This window comes from Gemmatimonadaceae bacterium, from assembly GCA_040882285.1.
GTDB lineage: Bacteria > Gemmatimonadota > Gemmatimonadetes > Gemmatimonadales > Gemmatimonadaceae > JACDCY01.
The window spans coordinates 233395-259427 of sequence record JBBEBQ010000010.1; the positions used below are offsets into that span (position 1 = coordinate 233395).

General features: G+C 66.4%; 24 protein-coding genes. 12 read left to right on the plus strand and 12 right to left on the minus strand.

The window, feature by feature from the left end; genetic code table 11:
* Window positions 1-5: 5 nt before the first annotated feature.
* A complete protein-coding gene (gene polA / locus WEA80_06675) occupies window positions 6-2942 on the plus strand; it encodes a DNA polymerase I (protein ID MEX1186255.1) in 2937 nt (978 codons plus the stop codon).
* A gap of 36 nt (window positions 2943-2978) precedes the next feature.
* Here polA and WEA80_06680 read toward each other — a convergent pair whose 3' ends face one another.
* Both WEA80_06680 and WEA80_06685 read right to left on the minus strand, forming a co-directional pair.
* A complete protein-coding gene (locus tag WEA80_06680; GenBank protein MEX1186256.1) occupies window positions 2979-3149 on the minus strand; it encodes a hypothetical protein in 171 nt (56 codons plus the stop codon).
* Window positions 3150-3311: 162 nt separating this feature from the next.
* Window positions 3312-4772: an MFS transporter gene (locus WEA80_06685; GenBank protein MEX1186257.1), complete on the minus strand. Its 1461-nt coding sequence runs from the start codon at window positions 4770-4772 to the stop codon at window positions 3312-3314.
* Window positions 4773-4829: 57 nt separating this feature from the next.
* On the opposite strand from WEA80_06685, the gene WEA80_06690 reads away from it, so the two are divergent.
* Complete coding sequence (locus tag WEA80_06690) at window positions 4830-5768, plus strand: hypothetical protein (protein ID MEX1186258.1); 939 nt, start codon at window positions 4830-4832, stop codon at window positions 5766-5768.
* Window positions 5769-5889: 121 nt separating this feature from the next.
* Here WEA80_06690 and WEA80_06695 read toward each other — a convergent pair whose 3' ends face one another.
* The 4 genes from WEA80_06695 to WEA80_06710 form a co-directional block, all read right to left on the minus strand.
* A complete protein-coding gene (locus WEA80_06695) occupies window positions 5890-6669 on the minus strand; it encodes a Nif3-like dinuclear metal center hexameric protein (protein MEX1186259.1) in 780 nt (259 codons plus the stop codon).
* Window positions 6670-6829: 160 nt separating this feature from the next.
* On the minus strand, window positions 6830-7720 hold the full coding sequence (locus WEA80_06700; protein MEX1186260.1) for a ParB/RepB/Spo0J family partition protein: 891 nt from the start codon (window positions 7718-7720) through the stop codon (window positions 6830-6832).
* Window positions 7710-8537: an AAA family ATPase gene (locus tag WEA80_06705; protein MEX1186261.1), complete on the minus strand. Its 828-nt coding sequence runs from the start codon at window positions 8535-8537 to the stop codon at window positions 7710-7712. Before WEA80_06705 ends, WEA80_06700 begins: the two co-directional genes overlap by 11 nt.
* Before the next feature lie 117 nt (window positions 8538-8654).
* Complete coding sequence (locus WEA80_06710; GenBank protein ID MEX1186262.1) at window positions 8655-9392, minus strand: SIMPL domain-containing protein; 738 nt, start codon at window positions 9390-9392, stop codon at window positions 8655-8657.
* A 189-nt stretch (window positions 9393-9581) separates the two neighbouring features.
* Here WEA80_06710 and WEA80_06715 point away from each other — a divergent pair, with 189 nt between their 5' ends.
* Window positions 9582-10547, plus strand: a complete 966-nt coding sequence (locus WEA80_06715) for a DMT family transporter (GenBank protein MEX1186263.1) — start codon at window positions 9582-9584, stop codon at window positions 10545-10547.
* Between the two features lie 3 nt (window positions 10548-10550).
* On the opposite strand, the gene mnmG is transcribed toward WEA80_06715, so the two are convergent.
* From mnmG to WEA80_06745, 6 genes are all read right to left on the minus strand, one after another.
* Window positions 10551-12488 (minus strand): tRNA uridine-5-carboxymethylaminomethyl(34) synthesis enzyme MnmG, encoded by a 1938-nt coding sequence (gene mnmG, locus WEA80_06720; protein ID MEX1186264.1) that lies wholly within the window; start codon window positions 12486-12488, stop codon window positions 10551-10553.
* Window positions 12489-12545: 57 nt separating this feature from the next.
* Window positions 12546-14297: a hypothetical protein gene (locus WEA80_06725; protein MEX1186265.1), complete on the minus strand. Its 1752-nt coding sequence runs from the start codon at window positions 14295-14297 to the stop codon at window positions 12546-12548.
* Between the two features lie 139 nt (window positions 14298-14436).
* On the minus strand, window positions 14437-14754 hold the full coding sequence (locus WEA80_06730; GenBank protein ID MEX1186266.1) for a hypothetical protein: 318 nt from the start codon (window positions 14752-14754) through the stop codon (window positions 14437-14439).
* Window positions 14755-14757: 3 nt separating this feature from the next.
* Complete coding sequence (locus WEA80_06735) at window positions 14758-15294, minus strand: hypothetical protein (protein MEX1186267.1); 537 nt, start codon at window positions 15292-15294, stop codon at window positions 14758-14760.
* Between the two features lie 2 nt (window positions 15295-15296).
* Window positions 15297-16085: a dienelactone hydrolase family protein gene (locus WEA80_06740; GenBank protein ID MEX1186268.1), complete on the minus strand. Its 789-nt coding sequence runs from the start codon at window positions 16083-16085 to the stop codon at window positions 15297-15299.
* A 50-nt stretch (window positions 16086-16135) separates the two neighbouring features.
* The gene (locus WEA80_06745) at window positions 16136-17143 is read right to left on the minus strand and encodes a hydrolase (protein MEX1186269.1); all 1008 of its coding nucleotides are present in this window, start codon (window positions 17141-17143) and stop codon (window positions 16136-16138) included.
* A 61-nt stretch (window positions 17144-17204) separates the two neighbouring features.
* On the opposite strand from WEA80_06745, the gene serA reads away from it, so the two are divergent.
* The 9 genes from serA (at window position 17205) to WEA80_06790 (ending at window position 26025) form a co-directional block, all read left to right on the plus strand.
* Window positions 17205-18812: a phosphoglycerate dehydrogenase gene (serA, locus tag WEA80_06750; protein MEX1186270.1), complete on the plus strand. Its 1608-nt coding sequence runs from the start codon at window positions 17205-17207 to the stop codon at window positions 18810-18812.
* 34 nt (window positions 18813-18846) lie between these two features.
* Complete coding sequence (locus tag WEA80_06755) at window positions 18847-19506, plus strand: haloacid dehalogenase-like hydrolase (protein MEX1186271.1); 660 nt, start codon at window positions 18847-18849, stop codon at window positions 19504-19506.
* Window positions 19503-20594, plus strand: coding sequence for an alanine--glyoxylate aminotransferase family protein (locus WEA80_06760; protein MEX1186272.1), 1092 nt, complete (start codon window positions 19503-19505; stop codon window positions 20592-20594). The genes WEA80_06755 and WEA80_06760 overlap by 4 nt, the downstream gene beginning before the upstream one ends.
* A 61-nt stretch (window positions 20595-20655) precedes the next feature.
* On the plus strand, window positions 20656-21936 hold the full coding sequence (locus tag WEA80_06765; GenBank protein ID MEX1186273.1) for an inner membrane CreD family protein: 1281 nt from the start codon (window positions 20656-20658) through the stop codon (window positions 21934-21936).
* A gap of 83 nt (window positions 21937-22019) precedes the next feature.
* Window positions 22020-22670, plus strand: a complete 651-nt coding sequence (locus tag WEA80_06770; GenBank protein MEX1186274.1) for a nitroreductase family protein — start codon at window positions 22020-22022, stop codon at window positions 22668-22670.
* On the plus strand, window positions 22667-23155 hold the full coding sequence (locus WEA80_06775; protein ID MEX1186275.1) for a DoxX family membrane protein: 489 nt from the start codon (window positions 22667-22669) through the stop codon (window positions 23153-23155). Before WEA80_06770 ends, WEA80_06775 begins: the two co-directional genes overlap by 4 nt.
* The gene (locus tag WEA80_06780; protein MEX1186276.1) at window positions 23155-25038 is read left to right on the plus strand and encodes a DUF885 family protein; all 1884 of its coding nucleotides are present in this window, start codon (window positions 23155-23157) and stop codon (window positions 25036-25038) included. Before WEA80_06775 ends, WEA80_06780 begins: the two co-directional genes overlap by 1 nt.
* Window position 25039: 1 nt before the next feature.
* On the plus strand, window positions 25040-25663 hold the full coding sequence (locus WEA80_06785; GenBank protein MEX1186277.1) for an N-acetylmuramoyl-L-alanine amidase: 624 nt from the start codon (window positions 25040-25042) through the stop codon (window positions 25661-25663).
* On the plus strand, window positions 25663-26025 hold the full coding sequence (locus WEA80_06790) for an ArsC/Spx/MgsR family protein (protein MEX1186278.1): 363 nt from the start codon (window positions 25663-25665) through the stop codon (window positions 26023-26025). Before WEA80_06785 ends, WEA80_06790 begins: the two co-directional genes overlap by 1 nt.
* Window positions 26026-26033 lie beyond the last annotated feature (8 nt).

Below are 26033 nucleotides of genomic sequence, written 5' to 3' on the forward strand. Positions count from 1 at the left end.
AAGCGATGCAGCTTCCGGAGCCGCCCCGGCTTTTCCTCGTTGACGGCTACGCCCTGATCTACCGCGCGTTCTACGCGCTCATGGCCAGACCGCTCACCACCAGCAAGGGCGAGAACACCTCCGCCGTCTGGGGAATCAGCAACTTCCTGCAGCGGCTCGTCACCGCGCAGAAGCCCGAGTACCTCGGCTGGGTTCACGACTCCGGCCTGTCGTTCAGGCACGAGCGCTATCCCGCGTACAAGGCGACGCGCGAGAAGCTCGCCGAGGACCTCCAGGCGGACTTCGACCGCGGGATGATGCGGATCTGCCAGCTGCTCGACGCGTACCGGATTCCGATACTCGCGCTGGACGGGTACGAGGCGGACGACGTCATCGGCACGTTGGCACGCCGCGGAACGGAGAGCGGTGTCAGCGTCGTGGTCGTCTCCGGTGACAAGGATTTCCAGCAGCTCGTGCGCCCGGGCGTGTGGATCCTCAATCCGGGTCGCGGCGGCTCCGCCGCGGTCGAGGAGCAGTGGGTCGGAGTCGAGAACGCGAGCGAGCGGCTCGGCGTGCCGCCCGGGCGCGTGACCGATTATCTCGCGCTCGTCGGCGACTCGTCGGACAACGTTCCGGGCGTGCGCGGCATCGGTGACAAGACGGCGCGCGAGCTGGTCAACACTTATGGCGGGCTGGAAGACATCCTGGCGCGGGCGGGCGAGATCACCAAAAAGCGGCCGCGCGAGGCGCTGCAGGAGCACGCGGCGAACGCGCGGCTGTCGAAGGAGCTGGTGACGATCCGCGAGGATCTCGAGATCCCGCTCGACCTCGAGGCGCTCAAGCTGCGCGAGCCGGACCGCGACCAGCTACGGGACCTGTTCGTCGAGCTGGAGTTCCATTCGCTCGCCAGGGACGCGGCACCGGCGAAGCGCGCTCCCGAGCCGGGACTCGAGCGGCGATACACCACCGTCGAGACGGTCGCGCACGTGAAGGACGTCGTCGCCAGAGCCCGGAAGGCCGGCTCGTTCGCGCTCGACACGGAAACCGTGATCGCGGCGGGTGACCCGCCCAAGATCGATCCGCTGCGGTCGAAGCTCATCGGGATCTCGCTCGCGGTCGCGCCGGGTGAGGCGTACTACTTCCCCCTGCGGCACCGGCAGCACGCGGCCGAGCAGACGGATTTTCTGATGGATGTCTCCGGCGACCGCTCGGCAACCGACGCCCCGGAGGACCGCGGTGCCGTACAGGGGGGAGACGAAGCGACGCGCGTGCGCCCGAAGAAGCGGGCAGTGAAGAAAATCGAGAGCATCGCGTCGCGGCTGCTCGGCGGAGGGGCGACGCAGCCGGTGAACAATCTTCCGCCGCTCGATTCTCCGGAGATGGCGCCGCTGCGGGAGCTGCTGGAGGACGCGTCGATCAGCAAGAGCGCGCAGAACGCCAAGTTCGATCTGCTGGCGCTGAGGAAAGCAGGAGTGAATCTCCGTGGTCTCGAGTTCGACACGATGCTCGCGAGCTACGTGCTCGACCCGGGGCGCCGCTCGCACGGGCTCGACGTGCTCGCGTTGGAGTTCCTGCAGCACACCATGACGTCGTACGAGGACCTGTGCGGGAAGGGAAAGGAAGCGCTGCGCTTCGACGAATGCCCGGTCGAGGCGGCGCGCGATTACTCGTGCGAGGACGCGGATATCACGCTCCGGCTGCGCGGGGTCTTCGAGCCGCAGCTCGAGAAGTTCGCGCTGAAGGAACTGCTGCGCGACGTCGAGATGCCGCTGGTGAACGTGCTCGCCGAGATGGAGTGGACCGGCGTCGCGATCGACGACGACTGGTTCAAGTCGCTCAAGGTCCGCTTCGAGCGCGAGCGCAAAGCGGTCGAGCAGAAGATCTACGAAGCCGCCGGCACCGAGTTCAACATCGCGTCGAACCTGCAGCTGCGCGAGATTTTGTTCGTGAAGCTGGGCCTGCCCGTGTTGAAGAAGACGTCGACCGGGCCGTCCACCGACGCGAGCGTGTTGCAGGAGCTGGCGGAAGCGGGACATGCGCTTCCCGTGCTGCTGATGGAATACCGCGAGCTGGCGAAGCTCGAGAACACCTATCTGGACACCCTGCCCGAGCTGGTGAATCCTCAGACGGGGCGGCTGCACACGTCGTTCAATCAGACGGTGGCCGCGACCGGGAGACTGTCGTCCAGCGATCCGAACCTGCAGAACATCCCCATCCGGCGGGAGCTGGGCCGGGAGATCAGGCGCGGGTTTGTCCCGGAGAAGGGCTGGACTCTGATCGCCGCGGATTACTCGCAGATCGAGCTGCGTTTACTCGCGCACCTGTCGAACGATCCCGCGTTCGTGGATGCGTTCCACGCCGGCGGCGACATCCACCGGCAGACCGCGTCCATCATCTTCGAGGTGCCCGTCGCGGAGGTGACCCCCGAGATGCGCGCGCGGGCGAAGACGATCAACTTCGCGACGATCTACGGGCAGGGGCCGCAGGCGCTGTCGCGGCAGCTGCACATCGAGCACGCCGAGGCGAAGGAATTCATCGCGAAGTACTTCGAGCGCTTCCAGGGGATCCGCGCTTACCTCGACTCGATGGTCGAGTTCGCGCGGGAGTACGGCTACGTGCAGACCCTCTTCGGCCGGCGGCGCTACATCCCCGAGCTGCGCGACAGGAACTTCAACATCCGCGCGTTCGGCGAGCGCACCGCGGCCAACTCACCGATCCAGGGCTCCGCCGCCGATCTGATCAAGCTCGCGATGATTCACATTCACCGGCTGCTCGGCGAGCGGGGGCTGCGGACGCGGATGCTGCTGCAGGTGCACGACGAGCTGGTGTTCGAGGTTCCGGATGACGAGCTCGATGTGGCGCAGACGTTGGTCAAGCACGAGATGGAGCACGCGGCCGAGCTGTCGGTGCCGCTGGTGGTGGATATCGGCGTCGGGAAGAACTGGATGGAGACGAAGGAGTAAGATCGCCCCCAACGGTCCGCCGAGCGCGGGATCCGGCTAGGGCTTCTTGCGGTAGATCCCGCGGAAAACCTCGCGCCAGCTCTTGCCGCTGTCGGCTGAAACCATCCAGAGCTGCTCGACGGATCCGTCGGCCGCGGGTGTCCACCGCAGCCGGTCCAGCACCGCGCCATTGGGCGTCTGGCGAGCTGATTTTCCGCTCAGCTCCATCGCGCCGTCGTGGTAATCGCCCTCGAGCCGCAGAATCGCGCCGCCGCCGCCGACCCACAGCTGATTCCAGCGGCGCGCTGCCGGCTCCCAGAAGTTGAGGCTCGTGCCGCTGCCGCCGCTCCGATCCCGCCACTCCTCGAGTACCGCGCATCCAGATCTTTGTCATACGCCTCCTGCGGCTTGGTACGCTTGGTCCGAGTACGCCCGGCGATCCGGGACCCGCCGCATCACCCAGAGCGCGAGCACCATCCCCAGCCCTACCGTGACGATGCCAGCGCGGTAAGCGAAGCCCTTACCCATCGACGGCATCAGCCCGTCGACAGTGACCGCCCAGACCATCGGGCCGACGATAGCGGCCGCGCGGGCCGACAACACCATCAACCCGAAAAACCGGCCCGCGTCGCGCTCAGGAATCAGCGTCAGCATGAGCGGCCGCTCGGTCGCGGCGACCCCGCCGTACACCAGGCCGATGCCGACACCGACGATCCAGAACGAAGTCTGGGTGGGCGCGAAGATCATCGCGGTCAACAGGAATATCCACGACGTGATCACTGTGACGAGTGTGCGCTTGGGCCCGATTCGGTCCGCGAGATACCCCCACGCATAGCTCCCGAGCACGGCCGGAACCGTGAGCACCACGAACAGGATCGCTTCGCTGCCCTCGGAGAATCCCATCGCTTCCACGGCGTACAGCGCCATCACTCCTATGATCGTCCCCATTGCGTCCTGGTAGAGGAACGAGGTGACGAGAAAGCGCGTGGCACCCGGATATTTGCGCGACTCGCGGAACGTGGCGATCACGTCCAGGAATGCTTTCTTCCACTCGACGGCTCGCTTCTCCACCGCCGGCCGATGGTCGCGGCAGAAGAAGAAAAGCGGCAGCGAGAACAGCAGAATGAGGATCGCGGTCGGGACGAAAGTCGAAACACGCCCGCCGTGTTCCGTGAAGGGCACGATCGCGCGGAGGTCGGTCATCAGCGCCGCGGGCACATCGCCGAGCAGCGGTATCGAGCCCGTGTAGAACGCAGTGCCGATGAGCACGCCGGTGATCGATCCGACGTATCCGATCGCCGTGCCCATGCCCGACAGCCTTCCCCACTCGCTGGCCGGCGCGAGTTCCGGCAGCATCGCGTTGTAGAACGGGAGCGCGCCCTGGTACGCGTAGTTGGCCACGATGAACGCGATGATGATCACCGCCAGCGCCGAACCGGAAATGCTGGCGGCCGCGGACCCGGGCGGCAGACCACCTATGACGCTTTCGCCCGAGAGGGGGACAATCGTCTGGCTCAGAATTCCGATGGTAGCGGTCGCGGCCACGGCTGCCAGCGTGAACCAGACTACCCACGGCTTGCGGCGCTGCCTCGCGTCGGAGATGGCGCCGAACACCGGAATCGAGACCGCGACCAGGACCGACGCGATCACCGAGCCGATCATCGCGACGGTGTTGGAAGCGCCCAGATCCTTCACCAGCCACACGACGAAGAACAGGGACACGACGTTCATCGAGAAGATCGTGTTCGCGAAATCGTAGAGGATCCAGCTCCAGCGTTCGCGCGCGGGCGCGCGAACGGCGATTATGTCACCAGCGCTGGTCTCTACCGGAAGCGGATGTGGCTTGTGCATGTGGTTGGGAGATCGCTCTCACTCGACACGGGGTTGGCCGCGCACAAATTATCGGGAGTGGCGCATACACGCTCGCTGTTTCTGACCGCCGGAGTCGCCGTGGCGCTCCTGACCGGTTGCGGGGAGCGCGAGCCGGAGCCGCGCCCGCCCGAGCCGCAGCCGCCGGCGGTCGTTCCGTCCCCGCCGGTAGCCCAGCTGACCGGCTGGCCCGCTGGACTTGGACGTGCTTTCGTACTGCGTCTCAGCTCGTCGGAGGAGTCTTATCGGCTGATCGTTCCGGAGCTCGGCGACACGCGCTTCGCGGACAGCTCCATTTCCGTGAAGGTGGGCGATTCGCTGCCGGTTATCCTGGTTGGCCGGCGCGGCAACGCCGGAGAGGCCGTGCTCAGCGTGGTAGACGCGGAAGCCGGCACGGGGGCGTGTGTTACATGGCCCGCAGTGGAGATCGCCGGTAGGAGCGTCGGGCAGCGAGCCGGGTCCGGCGCGTGGCGCGTGGCGATGGAGCGTGACTCGGTCACGCCGGTGGTCATCGACACTCTCCTTGGAATGCGATCCGAGGACTCGGCAAGTCTCACCCGCGCCATCTACTCCCTGGCGGCCGACGTTACCGAGCTCACGGATTCTACCCTGCGCGGAATTCCGTTTGCGATACGCCGCGCGTACGCTCTTCCGGCCGGCGGTATCTCGATCGTCGCCGCCGAGCTCGTTCGCACCTCGCGCTCGGAGGCCGATCCACGGGAGCAGCGGCTGTTCCTCGTCGGCGAACGGACGGGTGATCAACAGGCGCATCAGCTGGCCTTCTCCAGCGACATGACCGGCCGCGCGGACAACACCCCGGTGACGGAGCTTCTTGTCGCGGTGGTGTCACGGCAACCGCGCAGGCCCATCCTCGTGCTCGGCGTCGAGGGCACCGAGGGCATGCGGGTTCACCTGCTGCAGCGCGTCGGCCGGCGGCAGTGGCGCAGATCGTGGACGAGCGTCGTGAGGTTCTGCTGATCCGCTTGTAGTCGACCAATTCCGATGACGGTCACCTGTGATTGCAGATTGAGGCCGCAAAGTCCTCAGTCCGAAGTCGTAAACAACATCACCATTCTGACCCACGACAGCTGCCGCTCGTTCAGAGTCCCGTAGGGTGTTGCAGGAAAGTCCAGGGGAGCGAGAACTTTTCGCTCACGTGCTCCGCGAGCGCGCGCACACCGAGCGTCTCGGTCGCGTAGTGACCGGCGTATAGAATCGCGAGCCCGCTGTCGGCGGCGCTCACCGCCGTCCAGTGCGCGCCCTCTCCCACTATCAGCGTATCGATCTCCTGCTCGGCGGCCTCGCGTAACGTTTCACTCGACGCGCCCGCGCCTGTGCAGATCGCCCACCTGCGGGTTCGATGTCCGCTCGCAATCGGCGTTGTGCGCAGAGTGCCGCCGTGCTTCTCGGAAAAAGACGCGGCGCGCAGCGCGAGCTCCGCGGTGTCGATGTCGGCTTCGCCGCGCACGCCGATGTCGATCGTCTGAAAGCGGGCGAACCCGCCCGAAGGCTCAAGCCCGAGCTCGCCGGCCAGCAGGACGTTGTTCCCGAGCTTGTCGTGCCGGTCCAGTGGGAGGTGCGACGAGTACACGGCCAGGTCGCCCGCGATGAGCTGCTTCATCCGCTCGTAGGCCGTTCCTCTGACCGGTTCGAGCCCGCTCCAGAACATCCCGTGATGCACCAGCAGGAGTGTCGCCCCCTCGCGCACGGCACCGGCGACGGTCCGCGACGAAAAATCCACCGCTACGGCGATCTTCGACACGGCGCCGCTGTTGGCGAGCTGGAGGCCGTTGACCGCGTTCGGGTAGTCGGGAGTGCTGTCTGTTTCGAGCAGGTCATCAAGGTGGCGAACCAGCTCGGAAAGCTTCGTGCCGGTCATTTCGCTTCGCCGGGCATATCACAAATATGCGGGAAAGTACTATGTGTTTGCGACCGATTCGCGATCCCACATCGCTGTGGAGAAGCTGTGGGCCAACACGAAGTAGGAAAGACTAAATCATTATGAGGCATTCAGTTGCGAAACTTGTGGAAATGCCCGGCTACAACAGCTCTTCGGTGCGAACGCCCACAGCTTCCAGGATTCGCTCGAAATCCTCATGGGAGTAAAAGTGGATCGTCAGCTCCCCGCGGCCCTTGTCGTCGGCTGAGATTTTCACGTCGGTCTGCAGCTGTTTCCGGAGCTTGTCCTCGACGCTTTTCGTGAACGCCGAGCCGGCGTTCCGGGGTTCCTTTTTTTGTCTTTTTGGACGCTTCGTCGCCGTCCGGACGGTGGACTCGACGTCGCGTACGTTGAGCTGCCTGTCGACGATGTTGCGCGCCGCGGCGAGGATCTCCGCGTCGTCCTTGAGCGCGAGCAGCGCGCGCACATGTCCTGCCGTCAACTGCCCCGATTGGACCATCTCGCGGACTGCCTGGGGGAGGTCCAGCAGGCGCAGCAGGTTGGCGACGGTCGGACGACTCTTGCCGACGAGCTCCGCTACCTGTGCCTGGGTCATCCCGAAATCCACCGTCAGGCGCTTGTACCCTTCCGCCTCCTCGATCGGATTGAGATCTGCGCGCTGCAGATTCTCGATGAGCGCGAGCGCGAGGAGCGTCGAGTCGTCCACGTCCTTGACGAGCGCCGGGATGTCCTTCCAGCCGAGTGCGATGGCCGCGCGGAACCGTCGCTCGCCCGCGATCAGCTCGTAACCGCGGCCTGCCTGCGACGTTCGCACCGTCACCGGCTGCAACATCCCGTGGGCGCTGAGACTCTGCTGGAGCTCGGCCAGCTCCTGGGGCGCGAACTCCTTGCGTGGCTGCAGAGGGTTCGGCTGAATGTCGGAGATCGCGATCCTGCGTAGTCCATCGGCTGCGGACTGCTCCCGGGAGGCGGATCCGAGGAGGGCGTCGAGTCCCCTGCCGAGTCTGCGTCCGGGCTTTTCAGTCGCCACGCTTCGCACCCTCCAGCTGGCGTCCGACCTTCGCTTCCTGCTTGTCGGTCTGCTCGGTCCGCTTGACCAGCTCTTCGGCGGCGGCGAGATACGCCTGCGCGCCGGCTGACGCGATGTCGTACAGGATGATCGGCTTTCCGAAGCTCGGGGCTTCGGCGAGGCGGACATTGCGCGGAATGACGGTCTGGAAGACCTTAGCGCCGAAATACTCGCGCGCCTCCGTCGCGACCTGGCGGGAGAGATTCAGCCGTGCGTCGTACATGGTGAGGATCACGCCGTCGATCGCGAGGTTTTCGTTGATGCCGTGCTGCACCCGGTGCACGGTGTTCAGCAGCTGCGAGATCCCCTCGAGCGCGTAGTACTCGCACTGCAGAGGAATCAGCAGGCCGTCGGCCGCGGCGAGCATGTTGACGGTGAGAAGTCCCAGCGCCGGCGGACAGTCGATGAGGATGAAGTCGTACTCGTCGCGCACTTCCTCGACCGCGGTCCGCAGACATTGCTCGCGTCGCGGGCGGTCGATGAGTTCGACCTCCGCGCCGGCGAGATCGGGAGTTGCCGGCACGACGTCGAGGTGTTTGAGCGCAACGCTTCGATGCCGGACGTTGGCAATAGATGTCGCACCCAGGAGGACTTCGTACAGGGTGCTTTCGATGTCCGCGCGCTCGACGCCGATCCCGCTCGTGGCGTTCGCCTGTGGATCACCGTCGATGAGCAGCGTGCGATGCTCGGCAGCGGCCAGACTGGCTGCGAGGTTTACGGCCGATGTGGTCTTTCCAACCCCACCTTTCTGGTTCGCGACTGCGATAATTCTGCCCACGGCGTCCTGATAGGAGTTAGCGGGCCAATATAGAGGCGGGGCGCCCCGATTGTAGCCGTGTTGTGGGGCTGTTTCACGTGGAACGCCGATATAGACGTTCCACGTGAAACATTGTTGTTACCTGCCAGGCAGGAAGTACCACCTCGTGCTGACCTGGACCGTTAGAAGCTCGCTCCCAGGCTCGACCGGTGTGGGGGGAGGTGCCGCCATCTCCGCGGTTGCCCGCATCCTGACAACCCCGCCCATCGGGACCATGTAGGCGCCCACGCTCGCCTGGGCAAGGCTCCCCAGCGTCCCCCCAGCCGCGCGCGCGATGATCTCCGCGTCCAGTCGCGCCTTCGCCACAGCTGCAGCGAGAGCCACACGCCGAGCTTCCTCGGTGTTGGAGGCGTAGAAATTCAGGGAGTTGATCATGTTCGCGCCGGCGCCGAGCGAGGCGTCGATGACCCGGCCAACCTGCTCTATCTGACGCACGTCCACAACGACGGTGTTGTGGACCATGTAGCCGATGACTTCCGGCCGGCGATTCTCGATGTGGCGGTACTCCGGATTCACCGAGTAATTCACGGTTGAGATCTGCTCTGCCCCGATCCCCAAGGCCTTGACGGCCGCGATGACCCTCTGCGCGACGCGCGCGTTCTCGGCGCTCGCCGCCGCGGCCGTGGGCCCCTGAGTCTGGACGCCGATCTGGACGGTGGCCCTGTCCGGCGTAATTCGAGTGCTTCCTTGCGCAGAAACGCTAATAGATGGTTTTTCTGGCGCTCTACTGGCGTCCTGTTGGCCTTGTAATGGCGCAGCAATCGCGCTCAAACCCGCCAAAACGAGGGCTGACGAGGTGAGAAATCTGGCTAGCATGAAGAAACGCTCCTTTCTGGAAGTGTGGGACGGGATCAGCGCTGCGTACTGCGTGAAGCAGCGGGAGCAAATGCGCTGGCTGATGCCGTTCCTGTTATGACGCTGTCTTCTCAAAAACATGCACACCGCGCCTCCCGTTCGAGTAAAGCTGCACAAAGGACGCCGAAGTCCGCCGTTTAGCTTGTCGCGATGCAAACGCCGCACGTGCCCCACATCCCCGCTTCGACGGCCAGAGCCACGCTGCTCGTGCTGCTGTCCGCGGTCAGCTTCGGATCGATCTCGATTCTGACCATCTTCGCCGTTCGCGAAGAGATGACCATTCTGAACCTCGTCTTCTGGCGCTTTCTCTTCGCCGCGCTCGCGCTGTTCGTGATTGCGCACGCCCCCGTGCGCGCGCACTGGCGCGCCGGGATCGGACTGCTCGCCATCGGGGGTCTCATACAAGCAGCGTGTACGTACATAAGCCTGTCAGCGCTGCGCTTCGTTCCGGCGAGCGTGGTAGCGTTTCTGTTCTTCACGTATCCCGCATGGCTCGCGCTCACCGGTGCCGCGCGCGGCACCGATCCGCTGACACCCAGGCGCGGCGGAATCCTGCTGCTGGCGATGACTGGAGTCGCTCTCATGATCGGCATACCAGGCGTGGGCGCCGGCACGCACCTCAACCCTGTGGGAATCGTGCTCGGCCTCACCGCGGCGCTGCTGTATTCCACCTATCTGCCGATCGTCAATCATCTGCAGCGCGCGATACCGCCGATCGCCGCTTCGTTCTACATCATCCTCGGTGCGCTGCTCACGTTCTTTGTCGCCGGCGTCGCGGCCTCGCGTCCGTGGCTGCCAGACGCGGCCATGCTGGGCGCGCTCGCCGCACCACCAACGACCTTCGCCTGGATCTATGTGCTCCTGCTCGCGTTCGTGTCCACGGTGATCGCGTTCCTGGCGCTGCTGGCCGGCCTCAAGATTCTCGGCGCCGCGCGCACGAGCATCATCGCCACCGCCGAGCCGTTCTTCACGACTCTGCTCGCGATCGCGCTTCTCGGCGAGCGGCTGCGCTGGACGACACTGGTCGGTGGAGCCTGCATCGCCGCGGCGGTCCTCGCGATAGCTGTAGAGCGGCAGAGCGTGACAGCCAAGCAGTCACTAGTCACTAGCCACTAGTCACTAGTCACCAGTTACCACGCCCCTCCGCCACCGCTCGACCTCGATCACGAGGTTCTGCAGATCGCTCGGATTCACTCCCGGTATCCGCGATGCCTGCGCCAGCGTGCGCGGCCGGACGTGCGCCAGCTTTTGCCGCGCCTCGAACGAGAGCATCGTCATCTCGTCGTAGGGAAGATCGGCTTCAAGCTTCATCTCCCCCATGCGTGACATGCGGTCCGCGTGCGCCCGCTCGCGCTCGAAGTAGCCGGCGTACTTGATCTCCAGCTCCGCGCTCAGCACCGAGTCGGCCCCGAGCTCCGTTCCCGCTCCGACGGCGGCGAACAGCGCCGACAGCGCGACACCGTTCCTCTTCGCCACTTCGCTGATCTTCATTGCGTGCTTGAGCGGCGTCCCGCCCGCGCGGAGCAGCACCGGGTCGGCTTGCTCGGGGCGGATGCTGCCGCTCTCGGCCGCGGCTATCGCGCCGCGAACCTCTCCCACGCGCCGCTCGGCTATCGCGCGCTCGTCGTCGGTGTACAGGGCGAGCCGGATCGCGATCGGCGAGAGGCGCTGCAGCGCGTTGTCCTGCCGCACCGTCAGGCGAAACTCCGAGCGCGAAGTGAACAGGCGATACGGCTCGTCCACGCCCCGCGTGACAAGGTCGTCTACCAGCACGCCGATGTACGAGGTCTCCCGACCCAGCACCAGCGGCTCGCGATCCAACACGCGCAGCGCCGCGTTCGCGCCGGCGACGAGCCCCTGTCCCGCCGCTTCCTCGTATCCGGTCGTGCCGTTGATCTGTCCCGCGAAGAACAACCCCGGCATGGCCTTTACCTGGAGCGTCTGGTCGAGCTGCGTCGGTGGATAGTAGTCGTACTCGATCGCGTAGCCCGCGCGGTTCATCCGGACCCGCTCGAGCCCGGGAATCGACCGCAGGATCTCGAGCTGTACCGGCGCAGGCAGCGACGTCGACAGCCCGTTCACGTATAGCTCCGCCGTCTCGTGTCCCTCGGGCTCGAGGAAAAGCTGGTGACTCTCGGCCGCGGGAAACTTCACGATCTTGTCCTCGACGGACGGGCAGTACCGTGGCCCGCGCGACGCGATCGCGCCGCCATACATCGCCGACTGCTCGATGTTGCGGGTGATGATCTCCTTGCCGGCGGCGCCGAGGTGCGTGATCCAGCAGGGAAGCTGCGGCGGATGACGCGTGGCCCCGTTCGACACGCGCGGCTCGGTCCAGAAATGCGACCATGAGTAGTCGAACTGATCGATCTCGCTCTCCTGGATCGCGAGCGAGCTGAAATCCACGGTGCGTCCGTCGATGCGCGGCGGAGTTCCCGTCTTGAAGCGCGCGACCTGAAGGCCCGCGCTCTCCAACTGCTCGGCGAGATGCGTGGTCGCTGCGTCGCCCGCGCGGCCGCCGGAGATCTGCGTGGTCGTTCCGATGTGCATGCGCCCGCGCAGGAACGTACCGGTGGTGATCACGACCGTCTTCGCGCCGAAGCGGCGGCCTTCGAGCGTCTCGACTCCGCGGACCGAGTCGCCGTCCATGAGCAACCGCGCGACGGTGCCCTGGATGGTTTGCAGGCCGGCGTGCCGCTCGAGCAGCGAGCGCGCCGCGCGGCGGTACAGGCCGCGGTCGCATTGCGCGCGCGGAGACCATACGGCCGGTCCTTTGCCGCGATTCAACATCCGGAACTGGAGCGTGGAGAGATCCGTCGCGCGTCCCATGATCCCGCCGAGCGCGTCCACTTCGCGCACCACCGTGCCTTTGGCCACGCCGCCGATCGCGGGGTTGCACGACATCTGGCCGATCGTCTCGAGCGCGCTGGTGACTAGTCCGACAGTTGCGCCGAGGCGAGCCGCCGCGACCGCCGCCTCGGTGCCGGCGTGGCCCGCGCCCACGACGAGGACGTCGAAGTTCTGTTCCGTCATGGGATTGGTGCGCGCTGCCGCCATGCGACGGAATCTAGGCGGTTTCGTATTTCGGTTTAGTGTCGTGAACTATCGCGCGTCTCAGTACCGCCAGCTGGCGAGGTCCGCCCCGGCAGGAGCCGTCGCTAACATCCGCTCTACCGCCCACGGCAGCACCATCTGCGGATAGCGCAGCCGCGAGTACGCGTTGGCCCGCGTGTGGTCGCCGTTCCAGCAGTGCTCGGCGCGGTTGCCATAGTCCACCACCGCGTCGGCGGGAGGATCCGCGGAGCGCAGAAAATCTTCCACGAGATAGACCGCGTTGTTCAGGTAGTAGTTGTCCATGTCGCCCACGTAGATGCGCAGCTTCCCGCGCAGCTTGGGGCCGAGCGTCTGCCAGTCGCGCCGCAGGATGTGCGAAAGGTCGTAGTTCTCGCGCCAGAACTCTGCCACCGAGTGGTCGATCTCGCCGGTGAGCTTGTTCCAGATCGGCTTCGGATAGCCGTCGTCGCCGACCGGTGAATAGACCGATTCCCACACGTCCCACTGGTCGCCCGAGCGGCTGCGTGTGCCGAGTGCCAGCTCCCTGTGATTCGACTGCTCGAGCGTCGTCAGGAGATGGCCGAGATAATTGCGCTGACCGGGGCGCGGCACGCGCTTGAAGGGACCGTCGCGGTAGTAGGCGTTGGAGTCCGCGTAGATGTTGACGACGGTGTACGCGCGAAAGTCGATCGGGTCCGGGCACGCGACCCACGCGCCGTTGTACTCGTCCGGATAGAACATCTGCACGGCCATCGCTTCCCAGCCGCCCGTCGAGCCGCCGAAGGTGAATCGCGCCCAGCCCTGGCCAATTCCGCGGAAGCGCCGCTCGATCTCGGGGATCAGCTCGTACTGAATTGCGTCACCGTACGGTCCGTTGTTCACCGAGTTCACGGCATAGGAGTCGTCGTAGAACGGAGTGGCGTGCTGAATCTCGATCAGCAGCGCGCGCGGGAACCCGGGCCCGGTCCAGTCCCGGTAGAACCGCCAGGCATGCTCCTGTTGGATGCGGTTGTAACCCCGCAGGTTGAAGCGAGTGCTGAAGTCGGGAGCGAGCGTGCTGTCGGGCGGTGTCTCGCGCCATCCGCCCAGGCTGGCCGGAAAGTGGCCGTGAAAGACCATGAGCGGATAACGCGCGTTGGGATGCTCGTTGAATCCCCATGGCAGCAGCACCCACGCGGCGAGGTGCATGTCGCGTCCCCAGAACCGCGACAGCCGTTCGCTGCGAATCCGCACGTACTTCACGTAATCGGTTTCCTGTCTCGCGAAGTCCGCGACGGGCGGAATCTCGTTGTCCAGCGTCAGTCGCACGAGGTTGCTTGCTGCGGGATCGAGGGTGACGGCGCGGGGCGTGGAATACAGGTTGCCCGGCTTGCGACTCCATTGTTGTCCCTCGCCCATGTCGGGCGGGAGCTTCACCACGTGCCCGTCGCTGCGACGGAACGTCTCGTACCGGTTGATGAGCGCCTGCACGCGGTACGTGCCGCGCGGCATGCCGGCGAGCGAGCGAAGCGGATAGCCGAACGCGCTCGCATCCACTGTGCGCGTCTCTCCCGGCTTCCAGCCATCGACGTCGACGCCGAAGACCTGCTGCGTGCCCGGCGCGTCGCTGATCTGGAAACGGGGCTCGCCCGCGGTGTCCGTCGAGATGAGCAGCAGAAGGCGGCCGTCCAGTGGCGCGCGACTTCGCTCGGCCGGGAAGGTGATCTCGAATCGCAGGCTCGACTGGCGGCCCGTGGTCTGGGCGCGGGTGGTACCGGTCACTCCTGCGAGCAGGAGCATGGACAGTGGTGCTATGCGAGCGAGGCCACGCATGAGAGCTCCGCGAAGATGGGATTGTACCGACAATCCTGCGGGTGAGCGGCTACGGCTTCAAGATGTGGGCGGGCGAACCGATCACGAAGATCGTGTTACCGAACGGATCCGTCACGCCGAAGGTTGGCGGCGATCGCGTTCACGCCGCACGAGTCCGCCTTGCCTGATGGTTGGACAGCGAGCCAGCCTGATCGTTGACGGATGCTGCGGGAAAGGGCAAACAAGTCGTACGTCGCACGCGATGCAGCCCGTGCCAGTCGCACTCGTAGCACCAGCTCGAGCGGAACCACGGCATCGCCTTCAACGCACCGCGCGACTCCACACGCAGCGTCTCGGCGTCGCAGCACGGGCAGCGATCACCGTCGGGAAGAATCCAAAGAAATACCACGGTCGCCGCGATCAGCCGGATGACGAACAGCCCGCCGAACAGTGCGATGAAGAGCGCGGCATCCGACATCGCTCAGAGACGCGGCTCCACCGACGCCCAGGGCTCGACGTACGCGACGTGGTCTTTCTGTTGATCTATGACGACTTCGGTTCCCGCCGCTATCGGCTTGCCGTCGAGGCTCCGCGCCTCCACCGAATGATGATGCCCATTGAGCGCGTACTCGATTCTGCCGGGCTGCGTGGGAGTGATGTCCTGAACTACGACGGCAATGTGTCCCTGGATCAGCTCCTGCAGCTCGTGCGGATCCTCCAGCGGCGCGCGCAGCGCCCACTTGGCGAGTAGCAGCGTCATCCCGGCGTACGCGGCCCCGCCCGAGAGCGCGGCGATCAGCAGGCGCGCGGGGAATCCCATTCCGCTGTAGCGCGAGAGCAAATAGCCTACGGCCCCGAATGCGATCAGCGCCATCCCGAATACGGGAAGGTTGAGTCCCGCGAGCGGGCGCTTGATCTCGTCGTCCGTGCGCTTCTCGACTCCGCGCAACATCGCGAACACGGCGAGCACGAGGCCCGCGATGAAGGCCGCCGTAAAGAACCAGACAGCCGGCGTCACGGTCATCTGCCCAGGTGCGTCCGGAACCAGGAGATGGTCTCCGGCCAGGCTGCCGTCGCCGCGGCGAGGTTCTTTCCTTCGCGCCCGTCCTGCTGCCGGAGGAAGCCGTGTCCGGCGCCCTCATAGAAGATCGGCCGATAGGTCTTGCCCAGCGCTTTCATGGCGGAGTCCGCTGGCGGAACCGTGGCATTGACGCGTGCGTCGTCGCTCCCGTACAGCCCGAGCACGGGCGCACGGACCGATGTCAGCCGCGCGGGTGCCGGGGATGTTCCATAATAGACGACCGACGCTCCCAGACCAGGCGAGCGAACCGCGTGCTCGAAGGACACCGCGCCGCCCCAGCAGAATCCCATGATTCCGTAGCGCGGCGCCGCCGCGGGCAGAGCCATCGCATGCCGCGCGACCGCTGAGATCTGGCGATGCACGTCGTTCATGTCGAGTGTCTGGATGGCCGCTCTCGCTGCCTGACCGTCGGGATTCTCCGGCGAGCCGGGGATGTTCTTCATGGTGAGCAGGTCGGGCGCGACTGCCAGAAAGCCGTCCGCCGCGAGCTGATCCGCCACGCTGCGGATCCACGGCGAGAGCCCGAAGATCTCGTGCACCACGATCACGACCGGCGCCTTGGTCCTCCGCTCCGGGTACACGACCCACGCGCGCACGCTGTCGCCCGGGCCGGTGGAGACGGTGACCCATTCGGCATGCCTCGGAGACGTGGTCAGCCGCGTCGAGGCGTCCGTCGCGCCAGGCGCGTGTTCGAAGGGCTCGTCCGCCGCGGGCGTCGATGCCCTCATGCATGCTGTGAGAGCAAGCAACGGCAGAGCGAGCTTTGTGATCACTGGTCTCATGCGATTCTCTCCTGTATTTGCGGACGCAGGTGTGATGCAAGAAAGTCGCACACGCGCCGCTCCGCGAAGTATTTCAATCGCCGGCCATCGCCGGCTATGAACCCGGCGTGGCCGCCGCGCGCGGGAAAATCGAGCGTCAACCAGCTGTTTCGGGCCGCGATCTCCCGGACCCGGTCGAACACCTCGGATGGAAGGAAGGGATCGTCCGTCGCGCTCAGCAGCAGCGTGGGCCGCCTGATCCCGTGTAGCCAGCCGATCGAGCTGGACCTCCGGTAATAATCGTCGGCGTCCGCGAAGCCGTGAAGGGGCGCGGTGATGACGTTGTCGAAGTCGTACATCGTTCTGAGCCGCGGCAGCGCGTCTGCCGGCGCGATGTCTGGAAACTGCTCCAGCTTGGCCGCGGCTTTTCGGCGCAGCGAGCGCATGAAGTGCCACTGATACAATCTCGCGAATCCCCGCTGGATCTGGATGGAGGAGCGCGCGAGGTCGAACGGAACCGATACGGCGGCGGCCGCCTTGAGCTGCGGGGGCACGGCCTCTCCGCGCTCGCCGAGGTATTTCAGCAGCACGTTTCCGCCGAGGGAGACGCCGGCCGCGACTATCGTGCGGCCGGGCTCGGCGGCGACGAGCCGGTCGATGACCAGCGCGATGTCGGTCGTCTCGCCGGAGTGGTAGAACCGGCGCGCGCGGTTCATCTCGCCTCCGCACGAGCGGAAGATCAACAGATCGGCCCCCCATCCGCGGCGAGCCGCCTCGTGCAGCAGCGCTTGCGCGTAGTGCGACCGGATCGTCCCCTCGAGGCCGTGCAGGATCACCAGCCGCGGCGAGCCGGGCTCGCCGGCGATGCGGTGCAGCTCGATGAAATCGCCGTCCGGCGTGTCCCACCGTTCCAGCCGCGTCGGCGCCGGCGGCAGCTTCCGCGCGAGCTTGCCCCAGAGCGTCTGCACGTGGCGGTTGCGAAGAAGCCAGGCGGGGGAAAAGTCCATAACGATATAATGGCTCATTCACGGACGCCGTTGTATCGGAACGTCAAATACCTTTACGATCCAATAGCCAATAGCGCCCTTGAAATTCAAAGTCCTCCTCACCGACGGCATAGATCCCGAGGGCGTCGCGTTGCTCGCCGCCGACCCGCAACTCGAGGTCGACGAGGTGTCGACGCTGCCCGCCGCCGAGCTGATCCAGCGCATCGGCGAATACGACGCGCTCGTGGGACGGAGCGCGACGCGCGTGACGCCGGAGCTGCTGCGCGCGGCGAAGAAGATTCGCGTGATCGGACGCGCCGGTGTGGGGGTGGACAACATCGCGATGGACACCGCGACCGAGCTCGGGATCGCGATCATCAACGCGCCGGCCGGCAACACGGTCGCCGTCGCAGAGCTGGTCTTCGGCTCGCTGCTCAGTCTGCTGCGCGGTCTCCCGATGGCCGACCGCACGATGCACGCGGGCGAATGGCGCCGCTCCGAGCTGCTTGGCGGCGAGCTCAAGGGGAGAACGCTCGGCATCGTCGGGCTCGGACGCATCGGATCTGAAGTCGCACGCCGCGCGGCCGCGTTCGAGATGGCGGTCGTCGCGTACGATCCGTACGTGCCCGAAACGCGATTCCAGGGACTGCGCGTAGAGCGCGCCGACTCGCTTGACTCGCTGCTCGCGCTGAGCGACGTCGTCACCATTCACACACCGCTCACGGACGAGACGCGGGGAATGGTCGGCAAGCGCGAGCTCGGCAAGCTCAAGGCGGGTGCGATCGTTGTGAACCTCGCACGCGGCGGGATCGTCGAGGAAGACGCGCTCGCGGCGGCGCTGAAAAGCGGCAGACTCGCGGGCGCGGCGCTGGACGTGTTCTCCAGGGAGCCGCTGCCGGCCGACGACCCGCTGCGCTCGGCGCCGAATCTCTTTTTGACACCGCACATCGGCGCGTCCACGATTGAAGCGCAGCGCAACGTCGCGCGTGACGTGTGCGCCGCGGTGCGCGAGACTCTGCTGGGCGGCGAGCTGTCGCGCTCGATCAACATCGCGTCCGTCGAGGGCGTGCGCTGGGACGAGCTCAAGCCCGCGCTCCGGCTGAGCGAGCGCGCCGCCGCGGTGGGCCGCGCGATCCTCGCCACGCAGGGAAATCGCGCGGTGCAGCGCGTGTCCGTCCGCGCGGGCTCCGCGCACGTGGGGGCGAGCGAAGCGCTCCTGGCCGCCGCCGCGGTCGGCGTGCTGGAAGGCATCGTCGAGGGCGACCGGCTGAACGTGATCAACGCGCGCACGCTAGCCGCGCAGCGCGGCATCGAGCTGTCGTCGCTGGAATCCGCGTCCGGGTCGGCGGACGATGAGGTCGAGATCCGCATCTCGGCGGGGATGCAGGAGATCGCGGTGGCCGGCACGGCATCGCCGACGGCGCCCGTCCGGCTTACGCGGATCGGGGCGTTCCATGTGGACGTGCAGCCGCGCGGCACGCTGCTGATTCTCACCAACGAAGACGTCCCGGGCGTGATCGGGCGCGTGGGAACCGTGCTCGGCGAGGCGCGCATCAACATCGCCGAGTACCACCAGGCGCGGCTTGCCCAGGGCGGCGACGCGCTCGCCGCGGTGTCGGTGGATGGAGCCGTCGGCGAGGAGGTTCGGGCGCAGCTGCTCGGAATTCCGGGCGTGCGCACGGCGACCGTTGTGACCTTTGCGCGGTAGCCAGTAACATTACTGGCTCGATACTGGCGGCCTAGTGCCCAGATTTTCTTCCATCATTCTCGACGTCGATTCCACCCTCTCCGGAATTGAAGGGATCGACTGGCTCGCGGCGCGGCGCGGGCCGGAGGTTGGGCGGAAGGTGGCGCGTCTGACCGCGGAGGCAATGGCCGGCGAGCGCTCGATCGAGGAGGTGTACGGCGCGCGGCTCGAAGTGGTGAAGCCGGCAGCGGCCGAGCTCGTGGAGCTGGCGGAAGCCTACTGGAAGAACGTCGCGCCGGGAGCAGCCGGCGCGATCGAGCGACTGGGCTCGGCCGGTGTGCGGCTCGACGTGGTGACGAGCGGCCTTCGCGACGCCGTCGCTCCCTTCGCCGCGCGACTGGGGCTGCCCGCGGAGCGCGTGCACGCCGTGGCGTGCGGCTTCGACGCGCGCGGAGACTTCTCTTCGTTCGATGCGACCGAGCCGCTCGTACTCCAGGGTGGAAAGCGAACGGTCGCGGAAGGGCTGCAGCTCGCGCCGCCGGTACTCGCGGTGGGTGATGGGATGACGGACGCGGAGATCCGCCCCATTGCCGACGCGTTCGCGGCGTTCACCGGATTCGTGCGGCGCGAGCCGGTCGTCGCGATCGCGGATTTCACCGTCGGCTCCTTCGCCGCGCTGGAGCGGCTGGTGCTCGGCACCGAGGGTTCAGAGTGACCTATTCGTTCGGAAGGTTTTTCGTGCCGGGGCCCACCGACGTGCGCCCCGACGTATTGGCCGCCATGACGCAGCCGATGATCGCGCACCGCGGGCCGGAGTTCGAGGCGCTGTTCGCGCGGATCCAGACGGGGCTGCGGGCGGTCTTCCGCACGCAGCGTCCCGTATATGTGAGCACTTCCTCCGCGACTGGCTTGATGGAGGCAGCCATCCGGTGCGCGCCCGCCGGAAGAATCCTCGCGCTCGTGAATGGTGGTTTCTCGGAGCGATTCGCGAAGATCGCGGACATGTGCGGCCGCGAGTGCGACCGGTACGAGGTGCCGGCGGGAAGCGCGCACGACGTCGCGGAAGTAGAAAGAAGGCTGAGTTCTGCGCGGTACGCGGCGGTGACGGTTGTGCACTCGGAGACTTCCACCGGCGTGCTCAACGACGCGCGCGCGATCAGCGACGCCGCGCACGAGCACGGCGCGCTCTGCCTGATCGACAGCGTGTCCGGCCTGGGGGGCGCTCCGCTCGAGTTCGACGAATGGCAGTGCGACTACGTGCTCACCGGTTCCCAGAAGGCGTTGGCGCTTCCTCCCGGACTCGCTTTCGCGGCCGCGTCGCTGGATTTCGTCGAGGGCGCGCGGCGCGTCGCCGGGCGCGGCGTGTACTTCGACATCGGCGAGTTCGACGAGCTCGCGGCGAAGAACCAGACGCCGAACACGCCGGCGGTCTCGCTCCTCTTCGCGGCGGACGCGCAGCTGCGGTCGATCGTTGCGGAGGGGATGGAAGCGCGCTGGGCGCGGCATGCCGCGATGCAGCAGGAAGTCGTGGATTGGGCGGGGCGCCTCGAGGATCGCGGGATCGCCATCGTCGCGAAGCCGGGCGAGCGATCGCCGACGGTGTCGGCCATCAGGCTGCCCGAGGGCTTCACGCCGCAGTGGTTCATCACCGAAGTGCGCGCCGGCGGCTACACGGTGGGCGCGGGGTACGGCGCGCTGAAGGAGACGACCTTCCGAATTGGGCACATGGGCGATCACACCGTCGCGACGGTGCGCGGGTGTCTGGCAGCGTGCGAGAGCGTGCTCCGGGGGAAGCGGGGTTGATCCGGAGTTGACTTTATAACGCCAAGTACTTTATCGTCCTTGGTAACCTCACCGGATTACCATGGGCAAGCGCCTCTTCGCCATCGCTTTCATCTTCGCCGTCACGACCGCCGCCTGGTTGCTGCTCGGCGCCACGATCTTCCAACGGACGCAGTCCTCCGACCGGCACCTGCGCGGGCGCGTCGGATCCACCTGGGGAACCGCGCAGGCGCAGCAGGCCCCGTCCGCCTACACCGAGCGGATCGAGGTGCGCGTGCTCGAGGCGCCGCGCCGCCCGCCGCCCGACGCTCGCCGCGACATCACCACTGCTCCGGCCGGCACGACGGATACGCGGTCCGAAACAGTTCGCGTGCGTGTGCCGCTGGCGCTCGACCAGACGAGAGCGAACGTCGCGTTCGATCTCGACCACCGGCAGAAGGGACTGCTCTGGTACAGCACGTACGGCGTCTCCTTCGCCGGGACGTTCCGCTTCAGGAACACGACGGCCTCCGACTCGGTGGCGCTCGAGTTCCGGCTGCCGGCGTCCCAGGCGATCTACGACGGACTGCAGGTCACCATTAACGGACAGCCGGCGGCGTACGAGACCCGCGACCAGGCGATCATGGCCCTCGCCCGCGTGCCCGTGGGCGATGCCGTCACCCTCGGCGTGTCCTACCGCTCGCAGGGACTCGACCAGTGGCGGTACGTGCTCGGCAACGACGTGGCGGAAGTGCGCGACTTCGAGCTCGGAATGAAGACCGACTTCGAGGACATCGATTTTCCCGAGAGCACACTCTCTCCGACCGAAAAAACCGAGGGCGGCGAAGGCTGGGATTTGAAGTGGCGCTACAGCAATCTCCTGTCGGGTTTCCAAATCGGCATGGACATGCCCGAGAAGCTCCAGCCCGGGCCGCTCGCCGGCGAGATCTCGCTCTTCGCGCCGGTGTCGCTGCTCTTTTTCTTCGCCGTGATCTTCCTCATCACCACGATTCGCGGGATTGACATCCATCCGATGAACTACGCCTTCCTGGCCGCGGCGTTCTTTTCCTTCCACCTGCTGCTGGCATACCTGGTGGACCACATCTCCATCCACCTGGCGTTTCTCGTCGCGTCGGCGGTGTCGATCTTCCTGGTTGTGAGCTATCTCCGACTCGCTATCGGGCGGCAGTTCGCCTTCCGCGAAGCCGCGCTCGCGCAGTTCATCTATCTGGTGCTCTTCTCCTACGCGTTCTTCTTCAGGGGCTTCACCGGGCTGGCGATCACCATCGGCTCGATCGTGACGCTGTTCGTCGCGATGCAGCTGACCGGGCGGATCCGCTGGAGCGAGGTGTTCGCGAGCAGGCCCGGGGTGACAAGGCCGTAGCGCTCCGCGCGCCGGGCGGTTGCGCAACCCCGCCCGGCGCGGCACCTTCGCCCGGTGTTCAGCTGCAATCGGCGGTCGCGCGTATGATCCCGCTCGCATTCGATCGCATTCCGCTCGATGTGACGCTCACCCGCGGCCGCGCTTTTTACGCTGAGATGAGCAAGCGCCGCACGACGCGCCATTTCTCGCGCGACCCGGTACCGCGCGAGGCCATCGAATGGGCGATACGTGCCGCGGCTACCGCGCCGAGCGGCGCGCACCAGCAGCCATGGACCTTCGTCGCGGTATCCGATGCGGAGCTGAAGACCCGGATACGCGCAGCCGCCGAGCGCGAGGAGCACGCGTTCTATCATGGCAAAGCGCCGGACGCCTGGCTCGAGGCGCTCGCGCTGCTCGGGACCGACGAGCACAAGGCGCATCTCACCGACGCACCGTGGGTGGTGGTTCTCTTCCGTCAATCGTACGGCCTGCGCGCGGACGGCACGCGACGCACTCACTATTATTCGCAGGAGTCGTGCGGCATCGCCGCGGGCTTTTTCATAGCGGCGGTGCACAGGATGGGTCTCGTGACGCTGACGCACACGCCAAGTCCCATGGGATTCCTCGGCGAGCTTCTGCAACGACCCGCGAACGAGAAGGCGATGCTGGTGATGCCCGTCGGATATCCGGCAGACGACGCGAAGGTGCCCGACCTCGCGCGCAAGCCGCTGGAAGACGTCGTGGTGTGGCGATGACGCTTCCCGCGCCGCTCGAGCCCATCGACATCCGTCTGACCACGTGGATGGCTCGCCATGGGATCACGCTCACGCGAGTCGCGCTGGGCGTGGTCTTTCTCTGGTTCGGCGCGATCAAGTTCGTGCCGGGCTGGAGTCCCGCGGCGGATCTTGCCGCGCGGACCATCGAGCGAATTACCTTCGGATTCGTCACGCCGGAGATCGGACTGCCGCTGCTCGCCGCCTGGGAATCGCTGATCGGGATCGGGCTGCTGCTCGGACGATTCCTGCGACTGACTCTGCTGCTGCTGTTCGTACAGATGCCGGGCACCATGTTGCCGCTCGTTCTGTTCCCGGGAGAGACTTTTACCGCGTTTCCGCATTCGCCGACGATGGAAGGACAGTACATCATCAAGAATCTCGTGTTGATCGCGGCGGCGATCGTCGTCGGCGCGACGGTGCGCGGCGGGGAGCTGCGGGCGGAGCCACTCGCAACGGAGAAGTGATGACTCGACGAACCGTCAGTGTTCTACTCGGCGCGCTGGTTCTTTGCTCCGCCGATCCCGCCGCCCAGACGACGGCGGCGAGCGGAGCGGTTCCGGATCTCTCCGCGCTCGTCGCGCGCGCGGGCAGCGAGCTTGCGCCGGTCGTGGACCGGTTCAGCACCGACCTCGGGTCCATCAGGCGACGATACGACGCGACCGCGTCGCCCGACCAGCGCCGCAGGATGCGCGAATTTTATTCCGGCTGGGGCAGCGAGCTCCGGCGGGTCGAGTTCGACCGCCTGAGTCAGGAAGGCAAGGTGGACTACGTTCTCCTCACCAATTACCTCAGGCATCAGCTCGATCTGCTCGGGCGGCAGGGCACACAGCGCAGCGAAACGGCCGCATTGCTCCCCTTCGCCGACCGGGTGCTCGCGCTGCAGGACGCGAGGCGGAATCTCACCACTCCGGATGCGCGGGCTGCCGCGAGCACGCTCGCCGAGGTAACGCGCCAGATCGACAGCCTGCGCGCGCGCTTCGAGACACCGACTTCGCGCGGTGATACATCGGCGGCGGCGCCGACGAGGGCGCGGGTACCTGCTCCCGCGGTATCCAGGACCGTCGCGAACCGTGCGGCGGAGAACATCGACCAGATCAGCCGCGTGATGCAGAACTGGTACGAGTACTACGACGGGTACGATCCGCTCTTCAGTTGGTGGGTGAAGGATCCCTACAAGCGCCTGGACGAATCACTCAAGCGGTACGCGCGCACGCTGCGGGAGCGCGTCGTGGGATTCAAGCCGCAGCCTCCGGCCGGCGCGCAAGGCGGGCGCGGCTCGGACACGGCGAGCGCCAACGACGGACCGATCATCGGCGACCCGATCGGCGCGCAAGGTCTGCGGGAGGACCTGGAGCACGAGATGATTCCGTACACCCCCCAGGAGCTGATCGCGATCGCCGAGCGGGAGTACGCGTTCAGCCTGAGCGAGATGAAGAAAGCCGCGCGCGAGATGGGCTTCGGCGACGACTGGAAGAGCGCGGTCGAGAAGGTGAAGAACAGCTACGTGGAGCCCGGCCGCCAGCCGGATCTGATCCGCGATCTCGCGCGGGAAGCCGAGGCGTTCTTCGACCGGCACGACTGGGTGACCATTCCGCCGCTGGCGCGGGAAGACTGGCGGATGGAGATGATGAGTCCCGAGCGGCAGCGGGTTGCGCCGTTCTTCCTCGGCGGCGAGTCCATCATCGTCTCGTATCCGACCGCGGACATGACGGCGGAAGAGAAGATGATGAGCTTGCGCGGCAACAATCCGCACTTCTCCCGCGCGGTCGTATTTCACGAGCTGAATCCCGGCCATCATCTGCAGGGCTTCATGTCGGCGCGGTACAATCCGCACCGTCGTCTCTTCAGTACGCCGTTCTGGGGCGAGGGCCAGGCGCTGTACTGGGAGATGTTTCTCTGGGACCACGGCTTCCAGGAGAAGCCAGAGGACCGGGTTGGCGCCTTGTTCTGGCGGATGCACCGGAGCGCGCGGATCATGTTCTCGCTGCGCTTTCACCTCGGGCAGCTCACGCCGGAGCAGGCGATTCAGTTCCTGGTGGACACGGTAGCGTTCGAGCGGGCCAACGCGGAGGGCGAGGTGCGGCGCTCGTTCAGCGGCCAGTATTCACCGCTGTATCAGATCGCGTACATGATCGGCGGGCTCCAGCTCCGCGCGCTGCATGCCGAGCTGGTTGATTCCGGAAAGATGACAGAGCGGCAGTTCCACGATGCCGTCTTGCAGGGCGGACCGATGCCGATCGCGATGGTCCGCGCGCGACTCGCCGGCGTTCCGCTGACGCGCGACGGCCCGCAACCATGGCGGTTCGCCGAGAGTTTGCCGGCGCCGCATCCTTTCGGAGGTCGATGACATGCCGCAACCACGAATAGTCGTCACGGCGGTAGCGGTGCTCGCTCTCTGCGCATGCAGCGGAGCCCGCACCCACCCGGAACCGCTTATTCCGCCGGAGGTTCAATTCGTGTCGCGGGCCGAGTGGGGCGCGCGGCCGCCGGTGCTGCCGATGCAGGCGCACACGCTGAGCCGCCTCACGATCCATCACACGGGAACGAATCAGAACTTCAACCGGACGGTGGCGGACAAGCTGCGCGGGCTGCAGCTGTTCTCGCAGCGGGACGACTCGCTCGCGAGCGGCCGGTTGAAACCGGCGTGGCCCGACGTGCCGTACCATTTCTATGTAGGCGTGGACGGGGTCGTCGGCGAGGGGCGCGACTGGCGCTACGCCGGGGACACGAACACCGAGTACGATCCGGCATCGCATCTGCTCGTCGTCGTCGAAGGAAATTTCCAGAAGGACACGCTGACGACCGCGCAGCGCCGGACGCTCGACGTCATCGTGCCCGCGCTCGCGCGTAGCTTCGGGATTCCCGCGGACCGGCTCGCTTCACACCGCGACTACGCGCGGACGGAATGTCCCGGCGCGAACCTGTACGCCGAGCTGCTCCGGTTCCGCGAGCTCATCCGCGCGCGGCGGTGATGGAAGTACAGATCTTCGGCGTAAAGAAAAGCTCCGCCACGCGCAAAGCTCTGCGCTTTTTCGCGGAGCGGCGGATCAAGACTCACTTCGTGGATCTGAACGAGCGCGCCGCGTCGCCCGGCGAGCTCAAGCGTTTCGCGCAGAAGTTCGGCGTGACGCGCCTCATCGACCTCAACTCGAAGCGGTACGCGGAGCTCGGGCTCGGCGCCGCCAGGCTCACGGACGAGCGGTGGCTGGACAAGCTCGCTTTGGAGCCGTTGCTGTTGACGATTCCGCTGGTTCGCTGGCAGCATCGCCTGACGATGGGGCTCGCCGAGCGCGAGTGGCAGGGGTGGATCGAGACCGAGAAGGGCGGTCACTAGTCACTAGT

Coding starts and splice junctions, on each gene's coding strand:
- polA (MEX1186255.1), top strand. CDS start 6: ATGCAGCTTCCGGAGCCGCCCCGGCTTTTCCTCGTTGACGGCTACGCC.
- WEA80_06680 (MEX1186256.1), bottom strand. CDS start 3,149: ATGGAGCTGAGCGGAAAATCAGCTCGCCAGACGCCCAATGGCGCGGTG.
- WEA80_06685 (MEX1186257.1), bottom strand. CDS start 4,772: ATGCACAAGCCACATCCGCTTCCGGTAGAGACCAGCGCTGGTGACATA.
- WEA80_06695 (MEX1186259.1), bottom strand. CDS start 6,669: ATGACCGGCACGAAGCTTTCCGAGCTGGTTCGCCACCTTGATGACCTG.
- WEA80_06710 (MEX1186262.1), bottom strand. CDS start 9,392: ATGCTAGCCAGATTTCTCACCTCGTCAGCCCTCGTTTTGGCGGGTTTG.
- WEA80_06715 (MEX1186263.1), top strand. CDS start 9,582: ATGCAAACGCCGCACGTGCCCCACATCCCCGCTTCGACGGCCAGAGCC.
- mnmG (MEX1186264.1), bottom strand. CDS start 12,488: ATGGCGGCAGCGCGCACCAATCCCATGACGGAACAGAACTTCGACGTC.
- WEA80_06725 (MEX1186265.1), bottom strand. CDS start 14,297: ATGCGTGGCCTCGCTCGCATAGCACCACTGTCCATGCTCCTGCTCGCA.
- WEA80_06730 (MEX1186266.1), bottom strand. CDS start 14,754: ATGTCGGATGCCGCGCTCTTCATCGCACTGTTCGGCGGGCTGTTCGTC.
- WEA80_06740 (MEX1186268.1), bottom strand. CDS start 16,085: ATGAGGGCATCGACGCCCGCGGCGGACGAGCCCTTCGAACACGCGCCT.
- WEA80_06745 (MEX1186269.1), bottom strand. CDS start 17,143: ATGAGCCATTATATCGTTATGGACTTTTCCCCCGCCTGGCTTCTTCGC.
- WEA80_06765 (MEX1186273.1), top strand. CDS start 20,656: ATGGGCAAGCGCCTCTTCGCCATCGCTTTCATCTTCGCCGTCACGACC.
- WEA80_06770 (MEX1186274.1), top strand. CDS start 22,020: ATGATCCCGCTCGCATTCGATCGCATTCCGCTCGATGTGACGCTCACC.
- WEA80_06775 (MEX1186275.1), top strand. CDS start 22,667: ATGACGCTTCCCGCGCCGCTCGAGCCCATCGACATCCGTCTGACCACG.
- WEA80_06780 (MEX1186276.1), top strand. CDS start 23,155: ATGACTCGACGAACCGTCAGTGTTCTACTCGGCGCGCTGGTTCTTTGC.
- WEA80_06785 (MEX1186277.1), top strand. CDS start 25,040: ATGCCGCAACCACGAATAGTCGTCACGGCGGTAGCGGTGCTCGCTCTC.
- WEA80_06790 (MEX1186278.1), top strand. CDS start 25,663: ATGGAAGTACAGATCTTCGGCGTAAAGAAAAGCTCCGCCACGCGCAAA.